This window comes from Kitasatospora sp. NPDC034533 (assembly GCF_055575155.1).
In genome coordinates, this window is the sequence record NZ_JBVITE010000029.1 from 10,445 (window position 1) to 32,816 (window position 22,372).

At 73.1% G+C, this 22,372-nt stretch carries 21 protein-coding genes; 7 read left to right on the forward strand and 14 right to left on the reverse strand.

The features are described 5' to 3' along the window. Positions 1 to 36: 36 nt before the first annotated feature. The 9 genes from ACZ55U_RS20670 to ACZ55U_RS20710 form a co-directional block, all read right to left on the reverse strand. Entirely contained in the window at positions 37 to 2,280 is a 2,244-nt protein-coding gene (locus tag ACZ55U_RS20670) for a peptidase domain-containing ABC transporter (RefSeq protein ID WP_465527601.1), read from the reverse strand. Next, entirely contained in the window at positions 2,277 to 5,702 is a 3,426-nt protein-coding gene (locus ACZ55U_RS20675; protein WP_465527602.1) for a type 2 lanthipeptide synthetase LanM family protein, read from the reverse strand. The genes ACZ55U_RS20670 and ACZ55U_RS20675 overlap by 4 nt, the downstream gene beginning before the upstream one ends. 281 nt (positions 5,703 to 5,983) lie before the next feature. Then, positions 5,984 to 7,213 (reverse strand): MAB_1171c family putative transporter, encoded by a 1,230-nt coding sequence (locus ACZ55U_RS20680; protein ID WP_465527603.1) that lies wholly within the window; start codon positions 7,211 to 7,213, stop codon positions 5,984 to 5,986. Beyond that, positions 7,206 to 7,736 (reverse strand): ParH-like protein, encoded by a 531-nt coding sequence (locus ACZ55U_RS20685; RefSeq protein WP_465527604.1) that lies wholly within the window; start codon positions 7,734 to 7,736, stop codon positions 7,206 to 7,208. The genes ACZ55U_RS20680 and ACZ55U_RS20685 overlap by 8 nt, the downstream gene beginning before the upstream one ends. 40 nt (positions 7,737 to 7,776) lie before the next feature. Then, a complete protein-coding gene (locus tag ACZ55U_RS20690; RefSeq protein WP_465527605.1) occupies positions 7,777 to 8,202 on the reverse strand; it encodes an XRE family transcriptional regulator in 426 nt (141 codons plus the stop codon). Between the two features lie 521 nt (positions 8,203 to 8,723). Then, positions 8,724 to 9,698 (reverse strand): redoxin family protein, encoded by a 975-nt coding sequence (locus ACZ55U_RS20695; RefSeq protein WP_465527606.1) that lies wholly within the window; start codon positions 9,696 to 9,698, stop codon positions 8,724 to 8,726. Between the two features lie 334 nt (positions 9,699 to 10,032). Beyond that, positions 10,033 to 11,205, reverse strand: a complete 1,173-nt coding sequence (locus ACZ55U_RS20700) for a serine hydrolase domain-containing protein (protein WP_465527607.1) — start codon at positions 11,203 to 11,205, stop codon at positions 10,033 to 10,035. Between the two features lie 538 nt (positions 11,206 to 11,743). Continuing rightward, the gene (locus ACZ55U_RS20705) at positions 11,744 to 12,079 is read right to left on the reverse strand and encodes an STAS domain-containing protein (RefSeq protein WP_465527608.1); all 336 of its coding nucleotides are present in this window, start codon (positions 12,077 to 12,079) and stop codon (positions 11,744 to 11,746) included. After that, a complete protein-coding gene (locus tag ACZ55U_RS20710) occupies positions 12,070 to 12,576 on the reverse strand; it encodes a J domain-containing protein (RefSeq protein WP_465527609.1) in 507 nt (168 codons plus the stop codon). The genes ACZ55U_RS20705 and ACZ55U_RS20710 overlap by 10 nt, the downstream gene beginning before the upstream one ends. A 158-nt stretch (positions 12,577 to 12,734) precedes the next feature. Between ACZ55U_RS20710 and ACZ55U_RS20715 the strand changes: the two genes are divergently transcribed. Next, entirely contained in the window at positions 12,735 to 12,929 is a 195-nt protein-coding gene (locus ACZ55U_RS20715) for a hypothetical protein (RefSeq protein ID WP_465527610.1), read from the forward strand. A gap of 106 nt (positions 12,930 to 13,035) precedes the next feature. On the opposite strand, the gene ACZ55U_RS20720 is transcribed toward ACZ55U_RS20715, so the two are convergent. After that, positions 13,036 to 13,329 carry a helix-turn-helix domain-containing protein gene (locus ACZ55U_RS20720; RefSeq protein WP_465527611.1) on the reverse strand — a complete coding sequence of 98 codons (294 nt, stop codon included), beginning with the start codon at positions 13,327 to 13,329 and terminating at the stop codon, positions 13,036 to 13,038. Positions 13,330 to 13,503: 174 nt separating this feature from the next. On the opposite strand from ACZ55U_RS20720, the gene dnaK reads away from it, so the two are divergent. After that, positions 13,504 to 15,360, forward strand: a complete 1,857-nt coding sequence (dnaK, locus tag ACZ55U_RS20725; protein ID WP_465527612.1) for a molecular chaperone DnaK — start codon at positions 13,504 to 13,506, stop codon at positions 15,358 to 15,360. A gap of 302 nt (positions 15,361 to 15,662) precedes the next feature. On the opposite strand, the gene ACZ55U_RS20730 is transcribed toward dnaK, so the two are convergent. Beyond that, a complete protein-coding gene (locus ACZ55U_RS20730; protein ID WP_465527613.1) occupies positions 15,663 to 15,884 on the reverse strand; it encodes a hypothetical protein in 222 nt (73 codons plus the stop codon). Between the two features lie 337 nt (positions 15,885 to 16,221). Between ACZ55U_RS20730 and ACZ55U_RS20735 the strand changes: the two genes are divergently transcribed. From ACZ55U_RS20735 to ACZ55U_RS20750, 4 genes are all read left to right on the forward strand, one after another. Then, positions 16,222 to 16,413 carry a hypothetical protein gene (locus tag ACZ55U_RS20735; RefSeq protein ID WP_465527614.1) on the forward strand — a complete coding sequence of 64 codons (192 nt, stop codon included), beginning with the start codon at positions 16,222 to 16,224 and terminating at the stop codon, positions 16,411 to 16,413. A 3-nt stretch (positions 16,414 to 16,416) separates the two neighbouring features. Next, positions 16,417 to 16,764, forward strand: a complete 348-nt coding sequence (locus ACZ55U_RS20740) for an ArsR/SmtB family transcription factor (RefSeq protein ID WP_465527615.1) — start codon at positions 16,417 to 16,419, stop codon at positions 16,762 to 16,764. Beyond that, positions 16,761 to 18,473 carry a SulP family inorganic anion transporter gene (locus tag ACZ55U_RS20745; RefSeq protein WP_465527616.1) on the forward strand — a complete coding sequence of 571 codons (1,713 nt, stop codon included), beginning with the start codon at positions 16,761 to 16,763 and terminating at the stop codon, positions 18,471 to 18,473. Before ACZ55U_RS20740 ends, ACZ55U_RS20745 begins: the two co-directional genes overlap by 4 nt. 207 nt (positions 18,474 to 18,680) lie before the next feature. Continuing rightward, the gene (locus tag ACZ55U_RS20750; protein ID WP_465527617.1) at positions 18,681 to 18,812 is read left to right on the forward strand and encodes a DUF6126 family protein; all 132 of its coding nucleotides are present in this window, start codon (positions 18,681 to 18,683) and stop codon (positions 18,810 to 18,812) included. 261 nt (positions 18,813 to 19,073) lie between these two features. Here the strand turns inward: ACZ55U_RS20750 and ACZ55U_RS20755 are convergent, their stop codons facing one another. The 3 genes from ACZ55U_RS20755 to ACZ55U_RS20765 form a co-directional block, all read right to left on the reverse strand. Then, the gene (locus tag ACZ55U_RS20755; RefSeq protein ID WP_465527618.1) at positions 19,074 to 19,394 is read right to left on the reverse strand and encodes a DUF6191 domain-containing protein; all 321 of its coding nucleotides are present in this window, start codon (positions 19,392 to 19,394) and stop codon (positions 19,074 to 19,076) included. Positions 19,395 to 19,980: 586 nt separating this feature from the next. Next, complete coding sequence (locus tag ACZ55U_RS20760; protein WP_465527619.1) at positions 19,981 to 20,295, reverse strand: hypothetical protein; 315 nt, start codon at positions 20,293 to 20,295, stop codon at positions 19,981 to 19,983. Between the two features lie 80 nt (positions 20,296 to 20,375). Next, positions 20,376 to 20,933 (reverse strand): hypothetical protein, encoded by a 558-nt coding sequence (locus tag ACZ55U_RS20765; RefSeq protein WP_465527620.1) that lies wholly within the window; start codon positions 20,931 to 20,933, stop codon positions 20,376 to 20,378. A 721-nt stretch (positions 20,934 to 21,654) separates the two neighbouring features. Here ACZ55U_RS20765 and ACZ55U_RS20770 point away from each other — a divergent pair. Continuing rightward, positions 21,655 to 22,239 (forward strand): DinB family protein, encoded by a 585-nt coding sequence (locus ACZ55U_RS20770; protein ID WP_465527621.1) that lies wholly within the window; start codon positions 21,655 to 21,657, stop codon positions 22,237 to 22,239. Positions 22,240 to 22,372 lie beyond the last annotated feature (133 nt).

The following is a 22,372-nucleotide window of genomic DNA, read 5'->3' on the forward strand; positions in this document are numbered from 1 at the left end:
CGGTGAAGCGCCTCCGCAGGGGGCCGGCCCTCGGCGTCAGGGGCGCGGGGCGGGCAGGGCGGCATCGGCCGGGCCGAACAGGCGGCGGTAGACGCCCTCCGTTCCGATCAGCTCCTGGTGCCGGCCGCGCTGGACGATCCGGCCCTGGTCCAGGACCAGGATCTGGTCCGCGCCGCGCACGGCGTTCAGCCGGTGCGACACCACGATCCGGGTGACCGCCAACTCGCCCAGGGCGCGGTCCACTTCACGCTCGGTCTGCGGATCGAGGTGGCTGGTCGCCTCGTCCAGGAGCAGCAGCCTCGGCCGGTGCACCAGCGCCCGGGCCAGCGCCACCCGCTGCCGCTGGCCCGCCGAGAGGGCCGAGCCCGACTCGCCGACCGGCGTCCCGTAGCGCCGCGGCAGAGCCATCACGTCCTCGTGCAGACCGGCGATCCGCGCCGCGCGGGCCACCTCGTCGTCCGTCGCATCCGGCCGGCCGAGCGTCAGGTTCTCCCGGATGCTGCCGCTGAACAGGCTCAGCTCCTGGAGCACGGCGCCGCAGTGCGAGCGCAGGTCGGCGAGGTCCAGCCGCTCGATCGGCACCCCGTCGTGCTGCACCGACCCCTCGGAGGCGCGGAGCAGGCCGAGCAGCAGCAGCGCCAGCGTGCTCTTGCCCGAGCCGGTCCGGCCCACCAGGGCGAGCTTCCCCCCGGCGGGCAGGTCCAGGTCGATGCCGCTCAGCACCGGCGGGCCGCTCCGCTGGTACCGGAAGGCGAGGCCGGTGGCGGTGACCGCGGTGGGACGGGTGGCGGGGAGCCGGACCGTACCACCCGTCTCCGTCGGCGTGTCGGTGACGTCGAAGAGCCGTTCCACCTGCGCGTTCACCGCGAGGAAGAGCTGCCCGCCGATGCCGAAGGTCTCCAGCGGCGCCAGCGCGGACAGCGCCAGGCTGTTCACGGCCAGCATCGTGCCGAGCGTCATCCGGCCGCTCATCACCAGGCTCGCACCGGCGCCGAGCAGCAGCAGCGGCCCGAGGGCCAGCAGTCCGCGCTGGGCCCCGCCGAACCAGGCGGCCGCCCGTCCGCGCCGCACCATCGCGCCCTGGTAGCGGGTGAACAGCCGCTCCCAGTGCTCCACCGCGCGCTGCTCGAACCCGTTCGCCTTGAGCGGGACGACCGCCTCCAGCGCCTCCACCAGGTAGCTCTGCTCGTCGGATCTGGTGGCGAGTTCGAGTTGGGCGAGGTTGCGCAGCCGGCTGTGGGTGCGCGCCACCAGCAGCAGCTGGACCAGGCACAGCGGTATGACGGCGAGCAGGTAGAGCGGCTCCAGTGCCACCACCGCGACCAGGTAGCCGGCCATCAGGGCGCCGTCCAGCGCGAGCGTCATCAGCTGCTGGGTGAGCGCCTCCCGGGTGCTGGAGACGCTGGACAGCCGCATCAGCAGGTCGCCGCGGCCGCGCTCCAGGAAGAAGTCCACCGGCAGCCGGAACAGATGGGCGACGAAGTCGCGGGTCAGCGCCTTGTCCCCGCGCCGGCGCAGTGCCAGCAGTGCCAGGGCGCGCAGCGCCGTCAGCGTCCCGGTGAGCAGGGCGGCCCCCAGCGCGCCCGCGCCGAGCACCCCGAGCAGGTCCGTGCGGTGGTCGGGCAGCACCGAGTCCACCACCGAGCGGGTGATCAACGGGACGGCCAGGCCGAGCACTTGGAGAAGCGCGGCGATCAGCACGGTGAGCCCGAGCAGCGCCCGGCCGCCGGGGGCCGCGACGAACTCGCGCAGGTAGCGCACCATCGGCCGCTCCCGCAGCGCGGTCCGTCGCCGCTCGAAACCCTCGGCCGGCCGCAGGTGCAGCACCACGCCGCCGAAGACCTCGTCGAAGTCGGCCCGGGTCATCTGGCGCCGGCCGCCGGCCGGATCGACGAACCGCACGCGGCGCTCGTCCACCCGTTCGAGCACCACGAAGTGCTGCTTCGCCAGGTAGGCGATCGCCGGGCCGTCCAGTGGCCGGGCGAGCGCCGCGGGGCCGTGCTCGGCCTCCGCCGTCAGGCCGCAGCGCCCGGCCGCCGCCATCAGCGCCGCCACCGAGGCGCCGTCCCGCCCGGTGCCGAGCATCGGACGGCACTGGGCCACCGAGGTGTCCCGGCCGTGGTGGCTGAGCACCATCGCCAGGCAGGCGGCGGCGCACTCGGTGCGGGTGAACTGGAGCCGGGGCGGGACCCGGTGGCCGCGCGGACGGCGGCGCGGGCTCGACGCCGCGGCGGCCCGCTCGGCGGTAGGCGGTGGTACGGCCGCCTCGGGGACGGTCATCGCCCGGCCCCCTGCGGCGCGAGCAGCAGAACCGGTGCGACGAGCTCGGGGGCCGCGATCCGCAGCAACCCGTGCCCGATCCCGGCCAGTCCGGCCATCAGCCCCGGCGTGGCGGCGCCGCCCGGAGTGCCGCAGACCGGGCCGCGCTCCTCGATCCTGCCCACGATCGCCGCGGCGGCCCGCCGCTGGGCCGCGCCCGCCTCCGTGATCCCGGCACCGGCCGCCACCGCGAACAGCTCCAGGTTGCCGAGGTCACCGTGGCACAGGCTGTCGTTGCCGACCCCTCCCGCCGCGTCCGCGGACCGGACGGCGCGGCGCAGCGCGCGGTCGTCCTCGGGCGTGCGCAGCCCGGCGGGCAGGCCGGCCCGCAGCAGTCCGATCCCGGGCGCGCCATGGCACCAGGCCTGCATGTGGTGGACCGCCCGAGGATTCCGGGCCGGCTGCCCCGGGCGCGGCACCTGCTCCCGGAAGTCCGGCCAGTTGCCGATGCCGTCGTCGAAGCCGGCGTTCTCGTACGCGAGCGCGCTCCGGCCCGTGCGCAGCGCCTCGGCGTCCCCGGTCCGCGCGGCGTGCCGCAGCAGCGCCCAGCCGATGCCCCCGGCGCCGTGCGACATCCCCAGCAGCGGCCGCACGGCGGCCATCGGGGTGCGCCAGGCGACCGTGCCGGGCGGGCCGTCCGGCTGGGCCTCGGCCTGCCGGAGGAGGACGGCGGCGCACGAGGCGGCGAGGTGCTCGGCGACGCTTCCGTACCGGCCCACCAGGGCCTCGGCCACCGCCAGGCCGCCGGCGGCGCCGCCGATCACGTCGAGTTGCTCGTCCGCGCCGGCGGCCCGGCCGGCGGCCGCGAGCAGTTCGGGCACCGGTGCCGCGATCGCGCGTTCCCCCAGCAGTTCGGCGGCGCAGTCCAGTGCGTAGGCCAGGCCGGCCAGGCCGGTGAACGCGCCCCAGGGGGTGCGCCCCGGGCCGTGCCGCCGGGCCAGGTGCGCGGGGAAGGGCGCGAGGATCCGCCGGGCCCAGGTCGCGTACGCGTCGTCGCCGGTCACCCGGGCCAGCTGGGCGAAGAACAGCGCGATCCCGGGGTAGCCGTTGTAGAGGTCGTCCCGCAGCCCGACCACCCGCCACTGGTCCCGTGCCAGGTCGAGCCCCAGCCAGCCGACCCGCTCGCCTTCGTGCCAGGCGCTGTCGGCCAGCCGGTCGGCGACCCGTCGGGCCTGCCGCAGGGCCCGGTCGGCGAGGGAACCGTCGCCGCCGTCCGCCCCCGGGCCGGCCGACGGCCGACCGGTCGCGGAAGGGGCGGCGGAAGGGTCAGTGGAAGGGGCGGTGGGGGCGCCGCCGGACGGCCGCTCCACCGCCCGGGCGGCGAAGGCCGCCGTGATGATCCAGTCCTGGGTGGCGAGGTCGCGCTCGCCCAGCCCGCGCACGATCCGCCGGGCCCGCTCCAGGCCGGATTCCGGCAGCGCCGCGGGGAGCACGGTCCCCCGGTGCGTCCGCAGGTCCCGCGAGCCGGCCGTCGCGCGGAACAGCGGGACGTCCCCGGCCCACAGGTCCTCGGCCTCCTCCCGGAGCAGCGGCCAGTGGGCCGGGTTGTCCGCGGACTGCGCGAAGAGCAGCCCGAGCAGCCGGTCGCGGTCGAGCGCGTCCCGGGTGGCGTCCGGGTGGGTGCTCTCGCTCAGCAGCTGCGCGTAGGTGCGGGTGGCGCGGACGAGGGTCCGGGTGGTGTCCTGCGCGAACCGGTCCAGCGGGCCCCCCGCCGCGAGCAGTTCCTCCCGGCGGTCCGCGATCGCCCGGTAGCCGGCCCGGAACCCGGCCCGCAGCGCGTCCAGGTGGCTCACCGGGTCGAGGTCGCGCCCGTCCAGGGTGGGCCGGTTCTGACTTCCGGCGAAGGTCTGCCGCACCCGGGCCAGGCGCATCTCGTCCGTGCCCCGCCCCTCCCAGGCCACCGACCTGAACGGAAGCACCGCTCCCTTGTCGGCACCCATCCCGCCCACGTCCAGCGCCACGCCGTCCTCGCCCACCAGCAGGAGCGGCAGCAGGCCGACCCGCTGCACCGACTGCCCGAGCATCCGCTGCGCGGGATCGCCGTCGACCAGCGGGCTGCCGGTCAGCCTCGGCACGTCGGCGTGCAGGACGGACTCCAGGTCCACGGCGACCGGTTGGTCGCCGACGGCGATCACGTTCTCGAAGTGGAAGTCGGTCGCGGCCAGCGCGTACAGCAGCGCGAGCAGCGCCCCCTGGCGGTGGTAGAACCGCTCGGCCGCCGCCTGGTCCGCGCAGGCGGCCGGCTCGACGAACTCGGTCCAGCCGTGCCCTCCCCGGTCCAGCACGCCGACGGTGCGCAGGCCGAGCCCGGGCAGCGCCGCGTTGAACCAGCCCACCACCTCGTTGAAGTGCTCGTGGACGGCCAACGGCCGTGGCTTGTACACCAGTCGGACGCCGGAGGCGAAGCGCAGCAGGGCGACCGAGCGGCTCGCCTCGTGGGCGTCCCCACCGCCCGTCCGCACCTCGGTGAGCACCCCCGGGTCGGCCCCGCCGAACATCCGGTCCACCAGCGACGGGCGGTCCTCGACGAAACGGGCGGCGAACTCGGCGTACGCTCCGGCGGTGTCGACGGTGGCGGTGGCGACGAGCCGGGCCAGCACGGCGTACTCGTCGAGCAGTGCCGCGAACCGGGCCGGTTCGCACTGCAGGGCCACGAAGGAGCGGAACCGCTCCTCGGCCGTCGCGCCGGACAGCTGCCCCGACAGCCGGGCCACATGGAGCTCCAGCACCAGGGCCCGCCCGAGGAGGTGGACCAGCCGGCCGCGCAGCGCGCCGGTCAGGGAACGGACGAGCGCTTCGACGTCGAGCACGGTGCGGACGGCGGGGTCGGCCAGGGCGGGCGAGCCGAGCAGCAGCCGGCGCGCCTCGGCGAGGAACGGCTCGACGACGGCTGCGAAGCCGTCGAACCAGCCCTCGCCGGCGCCGTCGTGGCGGGGGTGCGGGTGGGCGTGCGGCCGGTGGGGTCCGTCGTCGTCGGCGGCGGCGACGGGCTCGACGGGCTGGGCGGCGCGGGCCATGACCTCCTCCACGAACACCGCCCAACCGGGCTTGGCCGCTCGCGCCGCGAGGCTGTCCGCGGGCTCGGCGAGCAGCCGGTGCAGCAGCTCCGGGTCGGTGCCGAACGCCTGCGCCTGCGCGGCGGCGGTGTCGTCGGCGTGGTCCGGGAACGCCGACCGCCAACGCGCCAGGCGGCGCGCCGCACGCCAGCCGGGACCGCCCTCCGCCGGCGTACCGTCCGCGAGTTCGGGCGGCTGCCCGGCGGCGGCCAGCCGCTCACCCAGCCACAGCCCGCGCGCCCACCAACTCCCGGTCAGCGGCGCGGCGTCGGAGCGCTGCCACGGAGGCGCGGCGACCGGGCCGGCGTTCGGCGTCTCAGCGGGCATGCGGGTGCTCCTGACCTTGCGGGCGTGGCAGTGGCGCGACGAGCGGGCCGGCGGCGGCCGGACCGTCGGGTCGGATCGGTCGGGTCGGATCGGTCGGGCCGCGGACATCGGGCGGACCGACTGGGGACGTACCGTGATGCGATGAGCGGAGATGAATCTCTTTCGATGGTCATCCATCTCAGCTAACAGCCAGGAGTCTGCCCACGACCCGACGGCACGTCAACTGCCGAGACGGGATTCGTTCCTCGCCCCGCTCCCGAACCCCGGGGCCCCGCCGCCGGCTACGGTGCCGACGGGCGGGGCCCGCCGAACGCCCGGGAGACGGCGGCGAGGTGGGCAGCCTCCCGCTCGATCCCCGGGCCGGTCCGGTCGGCGCCGGTCGGGCTGCCGGAGGAGGGCGCCGCCAGGCGGGCCAGCACCGCCGCGCCCAGGGGCCGCCGGAACGGCGGCGGCGCCGTGCCGGCCGGGCCCGCGCCCGCCCGTCCCAGCGCCCGGACGATCGCCGCGGCCTGGGCGTCCGGTTCGGCGGGGAGGTCGGGCCGGTCGGGCGGCGTGGACACGCCCGGGCCGCCGGACGCGGGTTCGAGGAACGGCCGGAGCGCCAGCAGGCCGTCGTTGATCTCGATGATCCGCCGGTAGAGGGCGAACTGGATGCCACCGGGGGGCCTGACCGGCCCCCGGCGCCCCGGCGGCCGCAGGGCGATCTCCGGGAAGGCGTCGTACAGGCCGTGCCAGAGCCGGGCCAGCTCCCGGTACGTCAGGTGCGCCCACAGCCACCGCCGCAGGGCGGGGAGCCCCCTGCCCCACCCGCGGACGGTGACGCCGGCCACGACCAGTGCGGTGCAGACCGCACCGAGGACCACCGAGACGCCGTCCTCGGCGCCCGACTGCCGACCGCTGCCGAGGGCCTGCCGGACGTCGTCCAGGCCCCAGGCCGTCCACACCACCCCCGCCCTGACCCCCCAGGCGATCAGCCGCATCCCCAGGCGCTGCCCGGCGCCCTCCGTCCGGCGGGCCCGTGCCTGGATCTGCCCGCCGAGCGGCACCAGGCAGCAGGCGACGTACACCGTGATGAGCGCGTCGTAGCCGGCCAGGGCCAGGCGGTGCGCCCCGGCCACGTGGATGTCGCCCGCGGTGTAGCGCGGGTCGGCGGCCAGGAAGAGGAGGACGGCGGCGACGATGACGGCCGCGGCGACCAGCGTGTGGCGCCGCACCGCCCCGGCCGGCACCGGCGGTCGCCGCAGTTCCAGGCCCAGCAACCCGAGGAAGCAGCCGGCGCCCAGCCGCAGGCAGTCGCCGACCAGCATCGCCAACCCCGGCACCCCGGACCACCGCTCGATCCGCCCGACGCTCCCCGGAGCCAGGACGGCCATGGCCGCACCGAGGCACAGGACGAAGCGGTACCCGGAGCGGAGCGCCGCCGTGGACCGTCCGCCCCGCAGGACGAACCACCGGCGGAGCCCGAGCGCCAGGAGCACTGCCGCCACGGCGTGGAGCGCGAGGTCAGACACCCCGGTGCTCCCCGCCCGACGGCCCGAAGAACGGCTCCAGCAGCGGGGAGTGCGCCTCCCCCGCCGCGCCCGACGGGCCCCGGACCGCCCGGTTCAGGACCATCGACGCCAGGAGCTCGGCCTCCTGCTCCTGCGGCTCCGAGTAGACGGTGCGGCCGAGCACCCGCCGCACCAGCTCCGGGGAGAGGCTCGGCACCAACGCCCCGACACCCGGTGACCGCCCGCCCGCCGAGGCGCCGCCGAACGGGCTCTCACCGAGCGGCCCGAGGTGCCCGCACAGCAGGTGGGCGACCTCGTGGAGGAGGATGTGCTGACGGTGGAGGGGCGAGGTGTCGGAGGAGTAGACGATGTAGTCGGCCTCGTCGGTGGTGACGACCAGCCCGCACGGCACCCCCGGCCGCCAGGGCGTCGGCAGCAATTCGATCCGCCGCCCCCGCTGCTCGGCCACCCGGCGCACGAGTTCCTCGGCGTCGAACGGCTCGGGCAGTTCCAACTGCGCGTCGATCCGCCGGCACCGGCGCACCTGCGCGCGGTACCGCCTCCCCCCGAACCCCCCGAGCACCTCAGTGGCCTTGCGATCTGAGCTGTTCGCGCCGGGCGATGGTGTCGATGATGTCGCTCACGGTGTCCAGCCCGTCGGGCGAGAGGTTGACCGCCCGCAGGGCGACGTTCCGCACACCGGCGTTGCGCAGCGCCCCGAGGAGCGCGATCTCCCTGGCGACCTCGTCGCCCCGGGCGTCGTCGAAGAAGTACGTCACCGGCACCTGGAAGAACCCGGCCAGGGCCTCCAGGTGACGCTTCGTGGGGTTGTCGCGGCGCCCGTGCCGCAGCTGCCACAGATAGGTCGCGGAGAAGCTCTCCCCCGTCGCCTCGCGGCACGCCCGGGCTGCCTCCTCGTGGGTGTACTGCTCACCGTCCGGGCGACGCACGGTCAGGAACAGCCTGTCGATCCGCTCTGCCAGCGTCCAGGTGCCGGCCTCCTCGGCCATCGTCCACCTCGTTTCCCATCCCCTGCGGCCACGCCGCGGATGTGCCCCGGCGAGTGGCTCACGGTAGCAAACCGCCCGCCGCCCATGGGGCTCGCCGGCCGCCGCCAGGCGGCTGCCCGGCCCGACGGACGGGATCGGAGCCGCGGAGTTTCCGAGAGAGTTCGTCAGGAAGGCGGTGGCCGGGATGTCGGGGAGGAAGATCCGGTGCACGTCCACCTGGCCGACGGTCATACGGACGGGTGGTACGTCAGAGTCACCTCGATGTCATGGACGGTGAGAAAGTGTTCGAGTTCAGTGGGATGGCCAGCCTGAACGACCGCGCCGGGAGGGGCGCCCCGCGCTCCGTGCCACACGCCGAGGACGAAACGGTGGGGACGCGGCCCGGGGGCGTTCTGGGGCGTCGGACGGCCGACTGGTCGTCAGCCGATGAGGTGTGACTGAGCACTTTGGTTGGCGAGGCGCGCCAACCAAAGTGCTCGACCGAGTGAGCCGGTCAGAAATGGGGCCCTGTGCCGACTCGCCTACGCGGCGCGATGGTCTCGGAACCACTGCGCGACCTCGTCGGCGTGGGTGTCCGGCGGGAAGACCGGATAGAAGACGTGCTCGATCGTGGCGCCGCGCAGCACGAGGGTGAGGCGCTTGTAGAGCGTCTGGCCGTTGGCCTCGAACGTGGGGAGCTTCAGTTCCTCGGCGAGTGTGAGCTGGGGGTCGGAGAGCATCGGGTAGGGCAGGTGCAGCCGGTCCACGAGCGCCTGCTGGTAATCGGCCCGGTCCGAGGACAGGGCGAGCACCCGGTCGACGCCTTGTGCCCTCAGTGCGTCCAGGTTGTCGCGGAAGCTGCACGCCTCCTGGCTGCAGCCGCGGGCACCAGGAATCTCGTTCCAGCCCTCCGGAATGTCGGCGGCCGGGTCTCCGGTGAGGGGGTAGAGGAACAGCACCCAGCGCCCGTCGGAAACCGCGTCCAGGCGTATGGCGGTGCCGTCCGTGCCGGTGAAGGACAGGGCGGGCAGCGTACGGCCCGGCAGATGGGCGGCGGCGCCGTCGTCCACCGGGGCCGGCAGGTCGAAGGGCAGGGGGTCGGCCTGGGGCAGCATCTCGTCGGGCTCCTTCATGGGCTCAGGGGCAGCGGTGGGGGTGGGGAAACCTCGCCGGGCCGCCGCGTCCCTGCGGCGGACCAGCTGGTCCCGGCTGCGGGTCAGCCGGGCGACGAGCAGGTCGAGCGCATCGATCTTCTGCTGGTAGGCGGCGAGTGACTCCGCGCAGTGATCACCCTCGTCGTGTCCTGCGCGCAGGCAGGAGAGAAACGGCTGGGTCTCCCTGGGTGCGAGGCCGAGCGTCCCGAGGCTGCGGATCTCCTCGGCCAGCCGAACGTCCTCCGCGCTGTAGTCGCGGTAGCCGTTGCCCGCACGGCCCGGACTGAGCAGCCCGCAGGCCTCGTAGTACCGCAGCGCCTTGATCGTCACTCCAGCGGCAGCCGCCGCCTCACCTGCACGCATGAGCACCTCCTCGTCGTCCAGAACGCTAAACCCGGACCCCGGGGTCCGGGTCAAGGGTGGACCGCCAGCCTCCTCCGGCCGACCGCTCGCCAGCTGACTCTCAGCCCGCCAACTCAAGCGCTCATTCGCCAAGTGAAGCTCTGAGTCCACAGGGGACTTCGGTGGCCTGGTGGCCAGCGGGGGTCCAGGTGCGGATCTCCAGGTAGGCCATCTCGGCGTCCTCGGTAGCGCGGGCCGAGACGACCGGCCAGGGGCCTGCCGACGTCAGGGCCCGTTCCACTGTGCCGATACCCCGCGGGTATGGGCACAGTGTGGAGCTGCCGGCCTGACCGCCTCAGCGGCACAGGGCCTCGTCCACCGCCGCCACCACACGTTGCCTGAGGGCGGGCGAGGCCAGCACGGTCACCGCGACGCTCACCGCGCGCCCGTCCTCGGTGACCCCGCCCCGGGTGAGGTACCCCGGGATGCCCCCGCCGTGCCCCCAGGACAGCCCGCCGCACGGCAGCGGGCGGCTCGCCAGGCCGAGCCCGTAGCGCGAACCCGGGACCGCGGGATCGGCCGGCACGGTCGTGCGCATCTGGGCGAGCTGCGCCGGAGGCATCAGCTCGCCGCCGAGCAGGGCCGAGAAGAACCGGTTCAGATCGGTGTTCGTGGACACCATCGCCCCCGCTGCCCAGGCCCAGGACGGGTCCATCTCGGTGACGTCCAGCAGCGGATCGCCGGGCTCGTCCGCGACGTACCCGTGCGGGTGGCGCTCACGGACACCGGTCTCCCCCTGCGCCGGGAAGTACGTGTGCCTGAGCCCGATCCGGTCGATGACACGCTTGGTGATCTCCTCCCCCACCGGTCGCCCGGTGACCCTCTGGACGATCAACCCGGCCACCACGTAGCCCGTGTTGCTGTACTTCCACCGCGTCCCCGGGGCGAAGTCGGCCCTGTGGGCGAGCGCCGCGTCGAGCAGCTCACGCGGCTCGACGTACTGGGTGGCACGGGAGATCTCCAGGAAGTCCGTGTAGTCCGGCAGCCCGCTGGTGTGCTGGAGGACCTGGCGCACGGTGATCCGCCGTCCGTCGATGTCCTCGCCCCTGACGAGGCCGGGCAGGTAGGTGTCGAGGGAGGCGTCCAGGTCCACCCTGCCCTCCGCGACCAATTGCAGGACGACGACCGCGACGAACGTCTTGGTGTTGCTGCCGATCCGCACCTGACCGTCGACGGGCACCGTGGCGCCGGTCCTCAGATCGGCCACCCCGGCGGTGTAGGTGCGGCTGCGGCCGTTCCGGTCGCGGACGGTCGCCAGGGCTCCCGGCGCGCCGCCGGCGACGAGCGCGTCGAGCCGCCGCTGGAACGGGCCTGTCCTCGTGACGACGGCCGGGGCATCGCCCCTGGGTGCGGCGACGGCCGGCAGGACGGGCGAACCGAGAGCGAGCGCGGTGGCCGTCACGCCCGAGGCGACTGCCACCGCGCCACGGCGCGGGGAGCGGAACCGGTACGGGGAAAGGGAGTTCACAAGACGCCTCCTGAGGCTCGACGTACACGCCAGGCCGAGATTCCGGCCCGCTCAGGACATCACGCGGCCGTCGCGGCCGCCGTCACCACCGAGGACGAACGCGGCTCGCGCGCCCTCGTCCTGACGGCGTATCGAGTCCCCGAAACACCCCCGGAGTACGGTGCCGCGCCCGACCCTGCCTCCCGCGCGGACCGGCCCCGCCCCGGCGCGGGCCGCGCCCTGCCGAACCGCGCGAAGCGGTGGGCCGGGGCCGGGGGTGCCGGGCGGATCCGTACACGTGGCGTTGTGGATGACGGTTGCGGCGTCGACAGCGTCCGCGCTGCGGACCCCGGGCAAGTCGGCGCAGGAAGGGGGTAGGACTCGATTCGGTTGGTCACGACCGGCAGACCGGTCTTGGTGGGGTGTGGAGCGTGCGCCGGGGTTGTGAGCGCGCCCTTACGACCGGCCACCACGCTTTCCACCCCGGTGCCGCGCTTCGGACCGCGTCCGAGTCTCGGCAGCGCCACGGTGCATGGTCCGGTGTCGTCTCCGACCGGGGTCAGACCGGTGGGAGAGGTTCGACCAGATCGGTGAGTCCGAGAAGGTCGAACACCCGGGTGACTATCGGGGCTCGCACCTCCGTGACCTTCAGGACGACGCCTTCCTCCTGTGCCTGGCGGTGGAGCCGTTCCAGGGCGTGCGCGCCCGAGCAGTCGCAGAACCTCACCCGCGCGAGGTTGAGGTCTATGCGTCCGGGCCGGCGCGTCAAGCACTCCTTGACGCGACTTTCGAGCTCCGCTGCGGTGGCGAGGTCGATCTCGCCCGTGACCGCGACGGTGATCCGGCCGTCCCGCTGGGAGATGGCGGTGCGGAAGTCGTTGCCGGTCACAGCCATGGCTCCACCTCCCACAGCCGGTGCGCCGTCCACTCCCAGAGGTCACCGTGGCCGTCCCGCGCCCACACCGACGCGCCCGGCGGTGCGACTCGTACCGGGCTCACCCGCACGAGCGGCTCGGTTCCTCGCCGCATCGCGCCGCCGGAGGGGGTCGGCGTGGCGTGCCCCGGCTCCGCACCACCGGTTGCCCGGGCGATGCGTACGGAAATCCGTCGACCGGTGGTCGGGGAAGGGGCCGGGGCGCGGCCGGCTTCTGGCCGGTGCCGGGCGGTTTCGCGTTCGGCGTCGTAGGCGGCCCGCAGCTCGGGGTCGCGCAGGACCTCATAGGCGGCGACCACCGCGACAAGTCGCTCCGCCGATCCGGACTCGACGGGGCGGGTGTCCGGGTGAAGCAGCCGGACCAGGGTTCGATAAGCCGAGGTGACCTGCCGCGCGGACGCCGTGGGCTCCACCCCCAGCACCGCGTAGTGATCGCGGCGGTCTCGCGATCCCGTCATGGCGGCCCACCTCCCGGGCGACCCCGGCGAACCTCCTCATTGCCCTGGATAGAACCTTCACCGGCACTTGTCAAGATGTCCGAAATACGGGCATATGGACTAGTGGGCCCGCGAGAGCCCCCATCGCTGTCACCGACCCACGGGGGGAGTGACCTGTGATGGTGATACGAACCGATCCGTTCCGCGAACTCGACCGGCCCACCCAGCAGCTGCCGGGTACCACGGCCCGGCCGGCCGCGATGCCGATGGACGCCTACGAGAGCGACGGGACCTTCCTCATCCGCCTCGATCTGCCCGGCATCGCGCCCCCAGAGCATCGAGGCGAACGACGTCGGTCGAGCCGAACGTCCTGACGGTCAGGGCCGAGCGGCCGGCGCCGGAGACCGAGGATCGCGAGATGGTCGTCGCCGAACGGCCCCACGGTGTCTTCAGCCGCCAGGTGTTCCTTGGCGAGACGCTTCACCGGCCGCGGGCCCGGCCCAGGTCGGCCTCCAGCTCCTCCACCCGCGTCTGGAGATCCAGCACACGGCGCGCGCCCTCCAGCGTCAGTCCCTCGCCGATCAGCTCCACCAGGGCCGCGACCCTGTCGATCTCCCGGCGCGAGTACCTGCGCTGTCCGCCCGCCGAACGCACCGGCACCACCACGTCTTGCTCGTCCAGCCTCCGCAGGAAAGCCACCTGGACATGCAGCATGGCCGCGACCTGTCCCACCGTGTAGAGCGGCGCATCCGGGTCATCGATCGGCAGCACCACAGCGACCTCACCTCGCCGCTCGTAGACCTCGACTCCACGCTACAGATTTCCTCCATCCCCAGCCACGCCTTGTGCCCTCGGCCTGCCAACCCCCAAGACTTGACATCGCACGACTCAAGTTTTATTCGTCGATACAGGAAGGTTCCGTGCTCGATGCGGTGAAGGAGGTCGGAGATGACTCGCGCAGTCGGTATCGATCTCGGGACGACGAACTCGGTGGTCTGCGTCCTGGAGGGCGGCGAGCCGACCGTCATCACGAACGCCGAGGGTGCGCGCACCACCCCGTCGGTGGTGGCCTTCGGCAAGGGCGGCGAGGTGCTGGTCGGCGAGGTCGCCAAGCGCCAGACCGTCACCAACGTGGATCGCACGGCCCGCTCGGTGAAGCGGCACATCGGCGAGAGCGACTGGCGCTTCCCGGAGAAAGGGGACGTGGATGGCAAGCGGTACACCGCGCAGGAGATCTCGTCACGGGTGCTGCAGAAGCTGAAGCGCGACGCGGAGGCGTACCTGGGTGAGGAGGTCACCGACGCGGTGATCACCGTGCCGGCGTACTTCAACGACTCCCAGCGCACCGCGACCAAGGAGGCCGGGGAGATCGCGGGCCTGAAGGTGGCGCGGATCATCAACGAGCCGACCTCCGCCGCCCTCGCCTACGGCCTGGACAAGGAGAACGATCAGACCGTCCTCGTGTTCGACCTCGGCGGCGGCACGTTCGACGTGTCGCTGCTGGAGATCGGCGAGGGCGTGGTGGAGGTCAAGTCCACCTCCGGCGACACCCACCTGGGTGGGGACGACTGGGACCAGCGGATCGTCGACCACCTGGTGAAGCAGTTCAAGAACGGCTACGGCATCGACCTGTCCAAGGACAAGATGGCAGCCCAGCGCCTGCGCGAGGCCGCCGAGAAGGCCAAGGTCGAGCTGTCCGCCGCGACCGAGACGACGATCAACCTGCCGTACATCACGGCCTCCGCCGAGGGCGCGCTGCACCTGGACGAGAAGCTCACCCGCGCCCAGTTCCAGCAGCTCACCGCCGACCTGCTGGAGCGCTGCGAGGGCCCCTTCCACCAGGCCGTCAAGGACGCGAAGATCGATGTCTCCGGCATCGACCACGTCATCCTCGTCGGAGGATCCACCCGGATGCCCGCCGTCACCGACCTGGTGAAGAGGCTCACCGGCAAGGACCCGCACAAGGGCGTCAACCCGGACGAGGTCGTCGCCATCGGCGCGGCACTTCAGGCCGGCGTGCTCAAGGGCGAGGTCAAGGACGTCCTGCTGCTCGACGTCACCCCGCTGTCCCTCGGCATCGAGACCAAGGGCGGCATCATGACCAAGCTCATCGAGCGCAACACCACCATCCCCACCCGGCGCTCGGAGGTCTTCACCACTGCCGAGGACAACCAGCCCTCGGTCACCGTGCAGGTCTTCCAGGGCGAGCGGGAGATCGCCGCGTACAACAAGAAGCTCGGCATGTTCGAGCTCACCGGCATCGCCCCGGCCCCGCGCGGCCTGCCGCAGATCGAGGTCACCTTCGACATCGACGCCAACGGCATCATGCACGTCGGCGCCAAGGACCTCGGCACCGGCAAGGAACAGAAGATGACCGTCACCGGCGGCTCCTCGCTGCCGAAGGACGACATCGACCGCATGATCCGGGAAGCCGAACAGCACGCCGAGGAGGACCGCCGCCGCAAGGAGGCCGCCGAGACCCGCAACCAGGGCGAGCAACTCCTCTACACCACCGAGAAGTTCCTCACCGACAACCAGGACAAGGTGTCCGCCGACGTGAAGAACGAGGTCGATGCGGCCCTGGCGGACCTGAGGGAGAAACTCAAGGGCGAGGACATCGCCGCGATCCGCGCGGCCGGCGACCACGTCACCCAGGTCAGCCAGAAGCTCGGCCAGGACCTCTACGCCCAGACCGCCGCCCCCGGTACGCCAGGTGCCGGCGCGAGCGGCCCTCAAGGCCCGGAGGAGGAGGTCGTGGACGCCGAGATCGTGGACGAGGACGAACACAAGGGAGGCGCGGCGTGACCACCCCGCCCGGGCCCGGCAGCGCGCTGCCACTACTGGACGGTGGGCGCGGTCTCGTCTCCGGTGTCGGCGTGCAGGTCAGCGCTCCGCAGGTCGTCCCGGGCGGCGGCCAGGGCCCGGTCGATCCCGGGCAGGGTCATCCCGGCCGCCCGGCGACGCACCCGGTGGCGGACGGCGCCGAGCAGTCGGCGGGGCGCCCGGGCTCGCTCACGCGGGTCGGGAACCGGTTGTCGGCCGGGCGGCGTGGCTACGAGTGCGAGGCCTGGGCTGCCCGGCCGCGACCGTCCTCTGGACAGGTCGGCTCAGTGGGCGCGGTCCTGGAGATCGGCCATGGCGACGGCGGCGCGGATGTACTTGTTCCGCCCGAGGTCCCCGATGCTCTTGATCTTCAACGCTTCGAGAGCGGCGCCGTGGGCGTCCGTCAGCCCGGCCAGGGCCGCCACCGGCGCCTTCAGCACCTCCTCCAGCGTGAGGTTCTCGTACGCCTTGTCGAGGATCTTGTCGAGGTCCGCAGTCACCGTCATGGCACATCGCCCTTTCTGGCCGGAAGCGTTCTCCCGTCAGGAAACCCACTCCCTCATCGGCGCGCACCCCGGGCGGGGCACCCGGATGAGTGCCCCGCGCAGTACCGAGGTGGTCTGGAGCTGATATCCCAGCTGAGCCGGCCCGCTGCCCGTTCGGGGTCCCGGCGCGCAGACCGACGGCGGTAGGAGCGGTTCCAGTCCGGTTCCACTGATCGCCGCCCGCGCCCGACTTGCCGCGATCATAAGTTGAAGAATTCTTCATATTCATAGATGCTGCATCCTTGTATCGAGAGTGAGTGCGGCCGACCGCTGTGAGGCCGGTCCTGGGAGGGCGGCTATGAGCAACGTGTTCGACGAGGAGCTGCGCCGGCAGCTTGCCGAAGCCCGCCAGGCCCGCAGAAAGGCGCGGGCCGAGGGCGACGACGACGGCGCCCAGGCGTACGCGGGCCGGATCACGCAGCTGCTGCGGATCGCCGCCCACCACGGCATCGCCCTGGACCACGCCGCGGACGAAGAGGATGAGGACTGAGCGATGGCCGTCCCGCTGTACCAGGCCAAGGCGGAGTTCTTCCGCACCCTCGGACACCCGGTCCGCATTCGGGTGCTGGAGTTGCTCCAGGACGGTCCGCGCCCGGTGCGCGAGCTGCTGGCCTCGATCGAGGTCGAGCCGTCCAACCTCTCCCAGCAGCTCGCCGTCCTGCGCCGGACCCAGCTGGTGACCGCTACGCGGGAGGGCAACACCGTGGTCTACGCGCTCAGCACGCCGGACGTCGCGGAGCTGCTGCGCGCCGCCCGCCGGATCCTCACCGAGATGATCAACGACCAGTCCGGGCTGCTCGCGGAGCTGCACGAGCCTGAACGGCAGGCGCACAACGCATGAGCGGGGGCTTCACGACGTACGGCCGCCGTGCGGGAGCACGGCTGCGAGCGGTGTTGCCGAACCGGGCGGCGCTGGTGACGATGGGCCGCTCTCCGCGCAAGGACCTGCTGGCGGGTCTGACGGTGGCGATCGTCGCGCTGCCGCTGGCGCTCGGGTTCGGTGTCGCCTCCGGTGCGGGCGCGGAGGCCGGGCTGGCCACAGCGGTGGTGGCCGGCGCGTTGGCGGCGTTCTTCGGCGGCTCCAACCTCCAGGTCAGCGGCCCGACCGGCGCGATGACCGTGGTGCTGGTCCCGATCGTCCACCAGTACGGCACTGCGGGGGTCCTCACCGTCGGCATGGCTGCGGGTGTCCTGCTGATCGCCGCAGCACTCGGCGGCGCCGGACGGTTCATGGCCTACGTCCCGGCACCGGTGGTCGAGGGCTTCACCCTGGGTATCGCCGCCGTGATCGGACTCCAGCAGGTCCCGGCCGCCCTCGGCGTCAAGCCGTCGGGCGCGCAGAACGTGGCGGTCGCCGCCTGGGACGCGGTCACCGGCTTCGCGGACCACCCTGACCCGGCCGCGCTCGCCCTCGCGGGCGGCGTGGCGGTGGTGATGCTGCTCGGTGCCCGGACGCGGCCCGGCATCCCGTTCTCCCTGCTCGCCGTCGCCGCCGCCACCCTGGTCACCTCCGTGGCCGGCCTGGACGTGGCGACCATCGGCCACCTGCCCGCCGGACTGCCCGCGCCCTCGCTCTCCTTCCTCCACCTCGATGACCTCCCGCGCCTCTGGACCGCCGCCCTCGCCGTCGCCGCGCTGGCCGCCCTGGAGTCGTTGATGTCGGCCACCGCCGCGGACGCGATGAGCGTCAGCGAGCGCCACGACAGCGACCGCGAACTCTTCGGACAGGGCATCGCCAACCTCGTCGCCCCGTTGTTCGGCGGCGTCGCCGCGACCGGGGCCATTGCCCGCACCGCCGTCAACGTCCGCTCCGGGGCGGCCTCCCGGCTCGCGGCCCTCGTACACGCGGCCGTGCTCGCGGTGGTGGTGTTCGCCGCCGCCCCGCTGGTGGCGGGCATCCCGCTCGCGGCGCTCGCCGGTGTCCTGATCGCCACCGCGATCCGCATGGTCGAGGTCGCCTCGCTCCGGGCGCTGGCCCGCAGCGGGCGCGGTGAGGCCGCGATCCTCGTCCTGACCGCGGCCACCACTCTCGCGTTCGACCTGGTCACCGCCGTCATCGTCGGCCTGCTCGTGGCCGGCGCGCTGGCGCTGCGCCAGGTCGCCCGCTCCGCCGCGCTGACGATGGTGCCGTTGCACGATGGCCTCCCCCCGGCCGACCACCACGCCGAGGAGCAAGCGCTGCTGGCCGAGCACCTCGTCGCCTACCGGATCGACGGCCCCGTCTTCTTCGCCGGTGCTCACCGGTTCCTCCTCGAACTCGCCGAGACCGGCGACGTCAAGGCGGTGATCCTGCGCCTGTCGCGGGTCGTGGCGATCGACGCCACCGGCGCCCTCGTCCTGGGCGACGCCATCGCCAAGTTGGAACGCCGCGGCATCCTCGTCCTGGTCTCCGGCGTGAAGGAGGAGCACCTCAAGAAGCTGGACGCCCTCGGCGTACTCGATCGTCTGCACGCGGAGCACCGGGTGTTCGCCGCGACCCCCGAGGCCATCGCCTACGCCCGTCACCACCTGAGCGGCGCACTACCTGCCGCGACGCGCGGGGACCGCTGACGGCCGCGCCCGACCGGAGGAAGCCCGCCCCGATGCGCTTCGAGATCACCGTCCTCGACGACTGCGGCAGCACCCTTCCCGTGCTCCCGGCCGAAGACCCAGCCACCCTGTGTGAGCACGCAGACCGCGCTGCCACGACCGGCCGGCGCTTCCACATTCGCCCCGTCCACGGGCCGCCGGCGCGCCGACGACAATCAAGGAGCCCCGATGAGCGAAGCAGGCCGTGACGAGAAGATCCGCCGCAAGGCCATGCTCATCCGAGCCTCGATCTACGTCGTCGGCACCCATGTGTTCGCCGGCTTCGTCATCCTGCTGTTCGCCCTCGGCAACCGCCGCTGACCGGCCTCACCACCGGGCACCCCAGGCCGGACGGGCGCAGCAGCGTGGCGCGGCAGCGTGGCGCAGCAGCCGACGTCGGCCGGGGCCCGCAGGCGGGACTGGCCGTCCTGTACAGCGGCTCGGCTCCCGGCACCGGACCGATCGAGCGGGCCTGGGCCCGGACCTCACAACTCTCCCGCGACAGCTGCCGACTCGCCGTCAGCGGATCCGGTCCTCCCCGTCGCCGGCATGTGGCCGGCGGTGCGACATGCCCGCCGCCTTCTACTGACCGGCCTGCGGTATCCGGACGACCGCGACCCCTCCGTCCAGGTCCACCGTTGTCCGGTTCGGCGGCGCCCCGTCCTCCTCGTCATCCCTCATCATCAGTGCCGACTGTCGCTCCTTGAGCTCGCTCTGCTTCCCGGACGAAAAGCTCGCGTGGAGCTGCTCGAACCCGGTCGCGGAAATCTGGCCCTGCCGGACGCTGTTCCGCCACGGCAGCAGGCCGGCGCGCCCGGCACGCAGTAGCAACTGGTCCGCGAAGGCCACAGCGGTCAACACGATGACCAGTCCGGGCAAGGTCATGAAGACGGCGAATCCCATGCCCCCAGTATCCGGGGCGGAGGTGATGCCGACCAGGCAAACAGAAAATCGAGCCTGTTCGAATCCGAGCCGAGCGGCAGCGGCATACCGCGTCGGCCCCGGATCCCCGCGGGCGGCCGGGGCCGACGTACGCTCGGCCGGGAGAGCCCGTGGACGGCGATGGCGCTGTCGTGCGGCCAGACGAACCGGTGTGGTGGCCGAGCGGGTTGAAGCCGGGCGCGGCGACCAGCGACTTCTTCACTCCGCGCACGCGGCCTTGGGGCCGTCCCGGATTCATCCCAAACATGACGAGCGTGGCCTGCCCGTCCAGGCTCCAGGTCCTGGTCAGGTCGCGGTTGACACCAGTGGGCCCGCCAGCCCTTGCATGCCCGCGTCGCAGGGGGCGCAGATCAGCGCGGCACGGCCCCGGACCGGAGGACGCGGAGTGACACCGGTGGTTCCTGAGCTGGGCTTTGTCAGGACGGTGAGACGCCCTGCTCCAGGATTCGCAGTGAAGGTGGCAGTTTCCGGACCAGGCCCGACGCTGGTGCTCTGAGTGGTGTCCCGCCCCAGCGGATGCCCCCGCGGAACCCTCCCGTGCGAAGGACTACTTCTCGCGCAGGCTCGCAATTTCGGCGGCCAGCACAGCCATGTCGCGCACGTGCGTGTAGTACTCGGCCGCGTACTCGTCGTCGATCGCCGGGAGGACCTTCCCGAACGCTGACGTCAGCCACGTCAAGCCTGCCCGGTGCTGCTCGCTGAGCGGGCCTTCACAAACGACGGCTGCATAGCCATAGGAGTCCGCGTCGAGCAACACCATGTCCTCGCCCTCGACGACCAGGCCGCGGCAGCCGGGCGGGAACGGCCTGGCCATGTGCTCAGCCATCACTTGGGCAAGCGCGTCGAGCTCTTCTTCGAGCATGCGGGAGATCGTGCCAGACACGGGCTCGCGGCTGCGGACCGGATGCCGATCTTGACCGATCGCCAAGCCGGCCGTCCGGTTCAGGACCATGGTGCGGCCCCGCTCCCCGTCGGGACGTCGCCGACCGGCTGGTCAGACTGTCGGCCCTGCGGAACCGAGGCGCGCAGGCGGCGAATGGCCCGAAGAACCTCCGGTCGGTGCTTGGCCGACTTCACCCAGGCCGGCAGCCGCTCCACCAGGCTCATCGATCCGGGAACCGCGGCACGTTCACGCAGCCCGGCACCGACGTAGCCCTGGAGCAGGTCGAGGTGAGCGAGGTTGTACGCCCAGAGCCGCTGACCGCCGCGGCAGTCCGCAGCCAGCCAGAGAGGCAGCCCGAAGTACGGGTCGACGGGCCGCCCGAACGTCCGGCAGTCCCGGAACTCGTCCCTGACGTGCCCGCAGCCGCACCGCAGCCGTCGACGGGTGTACTCCCGGCCGCCGACCCGGCGGTGCTCGCACTCACCCAGCCGCGCGAGGACGAGGGCGCAGCCCCCGCACACCGGGCAGCGGACGAGTACCTCATCGGCGAACTCGTGCACCTTGACCCCGGGGTCGACGAAACGGCCCACCACCATGCCCTCCGCGATGCCCGACATCTCGTCCAGCGATCATCCCACCAGCCGCAGTGCATGCCGCCCGCGCACATCGGCGCCGTGGACGAGGTGATCAAACTCACCCGGTAATCGGCGAAGGTCGCCTGTCGGACGCACCGGCCGGGACAGCGCCGGACATCCGCCGTCCCGGTCCCCCGGCCACGGCCGCCGAGGGCCGGCCGGCGGGCGACTCGGGCCTGTTCCAGATGTCTGGAACAGGCCGGGCGGCACGACGCGGCAGCGCCGGGCGGCCTCGGGGAGCGCCGGCGGGAAGCCGCCCGGGCCGCGCGACGGACCGGGCACCGGCCAGGACGCGGCGGGACGGCCTGACGGCCGACCAGGAGGACGAACAGGCCACCACCAGCGACCCGAGCGGCCAGCAGGCCGCCAAGACCGGTGATTGGCCCCGCAATCGCCGTCCGCACCGGCGACGGCCTGGCGTCAGTGGGTGAGGGGTACCTCGTGATGGCCAGGTCCTCGGTGTCGAGCGCGTACTCCTCCACGCTCCGGCCGTTGTCGCGGGCGAGCAGCGTGGTGGGCGGGGGCGACAGTGGGGGTTCAGGGCGGCCTCCGACGGCGAGGTCCCTTGGCCGGCCCCGGTGTCGCCGCGAGCCGCTCCCCGCAGGTCTGGGTGGCGGCCATGGTCAGCCTCGGCTCCGCCGGTCGTGGCGGACCACGTACGGATCTTGAGACCACGAGGCAACCCATGGCAGGCTCATGCCGCATGATCGATGAGTTCGCGAAAGACAGTCTGCACGGGAGACTGCGGCGGGACCGCGAGGCGCTGCTCTGGAAGCTCGACGGCTTGTCCGAATACGACGCCCGCCGACCTCTGACAGCGACCGGGACCAACCTCCTCGGCCTGGTCAAACACGTGGCCACCGTCGAGGCCAGGTACTTCGGCGAGGTCTTCGACCGCCCTTGCCCGGAACCGCTGCCCCGGTGGCAGGACTCCGACGGCAGCGATCTGTGGGCGACCGAGGACGAGACCCGCGATCAGATCATCGCGTTCTACCGGCGCACGTGGGAACACTCGGACGCGACGATCGACGAGCTTCCCCTCGACGCCCCCGGCCACGTGCCGTGGTGGCCGGAGCCCCATGCCGACACGAACCTGTTCGCCGTCATGGTCCATGTCCTCGGCGAGTCCAACCGGCATGCCGGGCACGCCGACATCCTGCGCGAGGGCCTCGACGGCCGGACCGGGGTGCGCCCCGAACACGAGAAGCGGATCGACGAGCAAGCCCGTGCGGCCCACTGCGCGAGGATCGAGCAGGCCGCCAGGTCGGCCGCACCCATCAAGGCTTAGCGGACGTTCGGTCTCGCGGTTCCACGATGTCCGGTTCGGGTGCCTCGCCAGGTGGGCGTTGATTCGTTGGCGGCGTCGGGGTGCCCCGCCCCGGCGCTCGGAGCGCCGGGCCGGGAGCACGGACTCGGCCGGA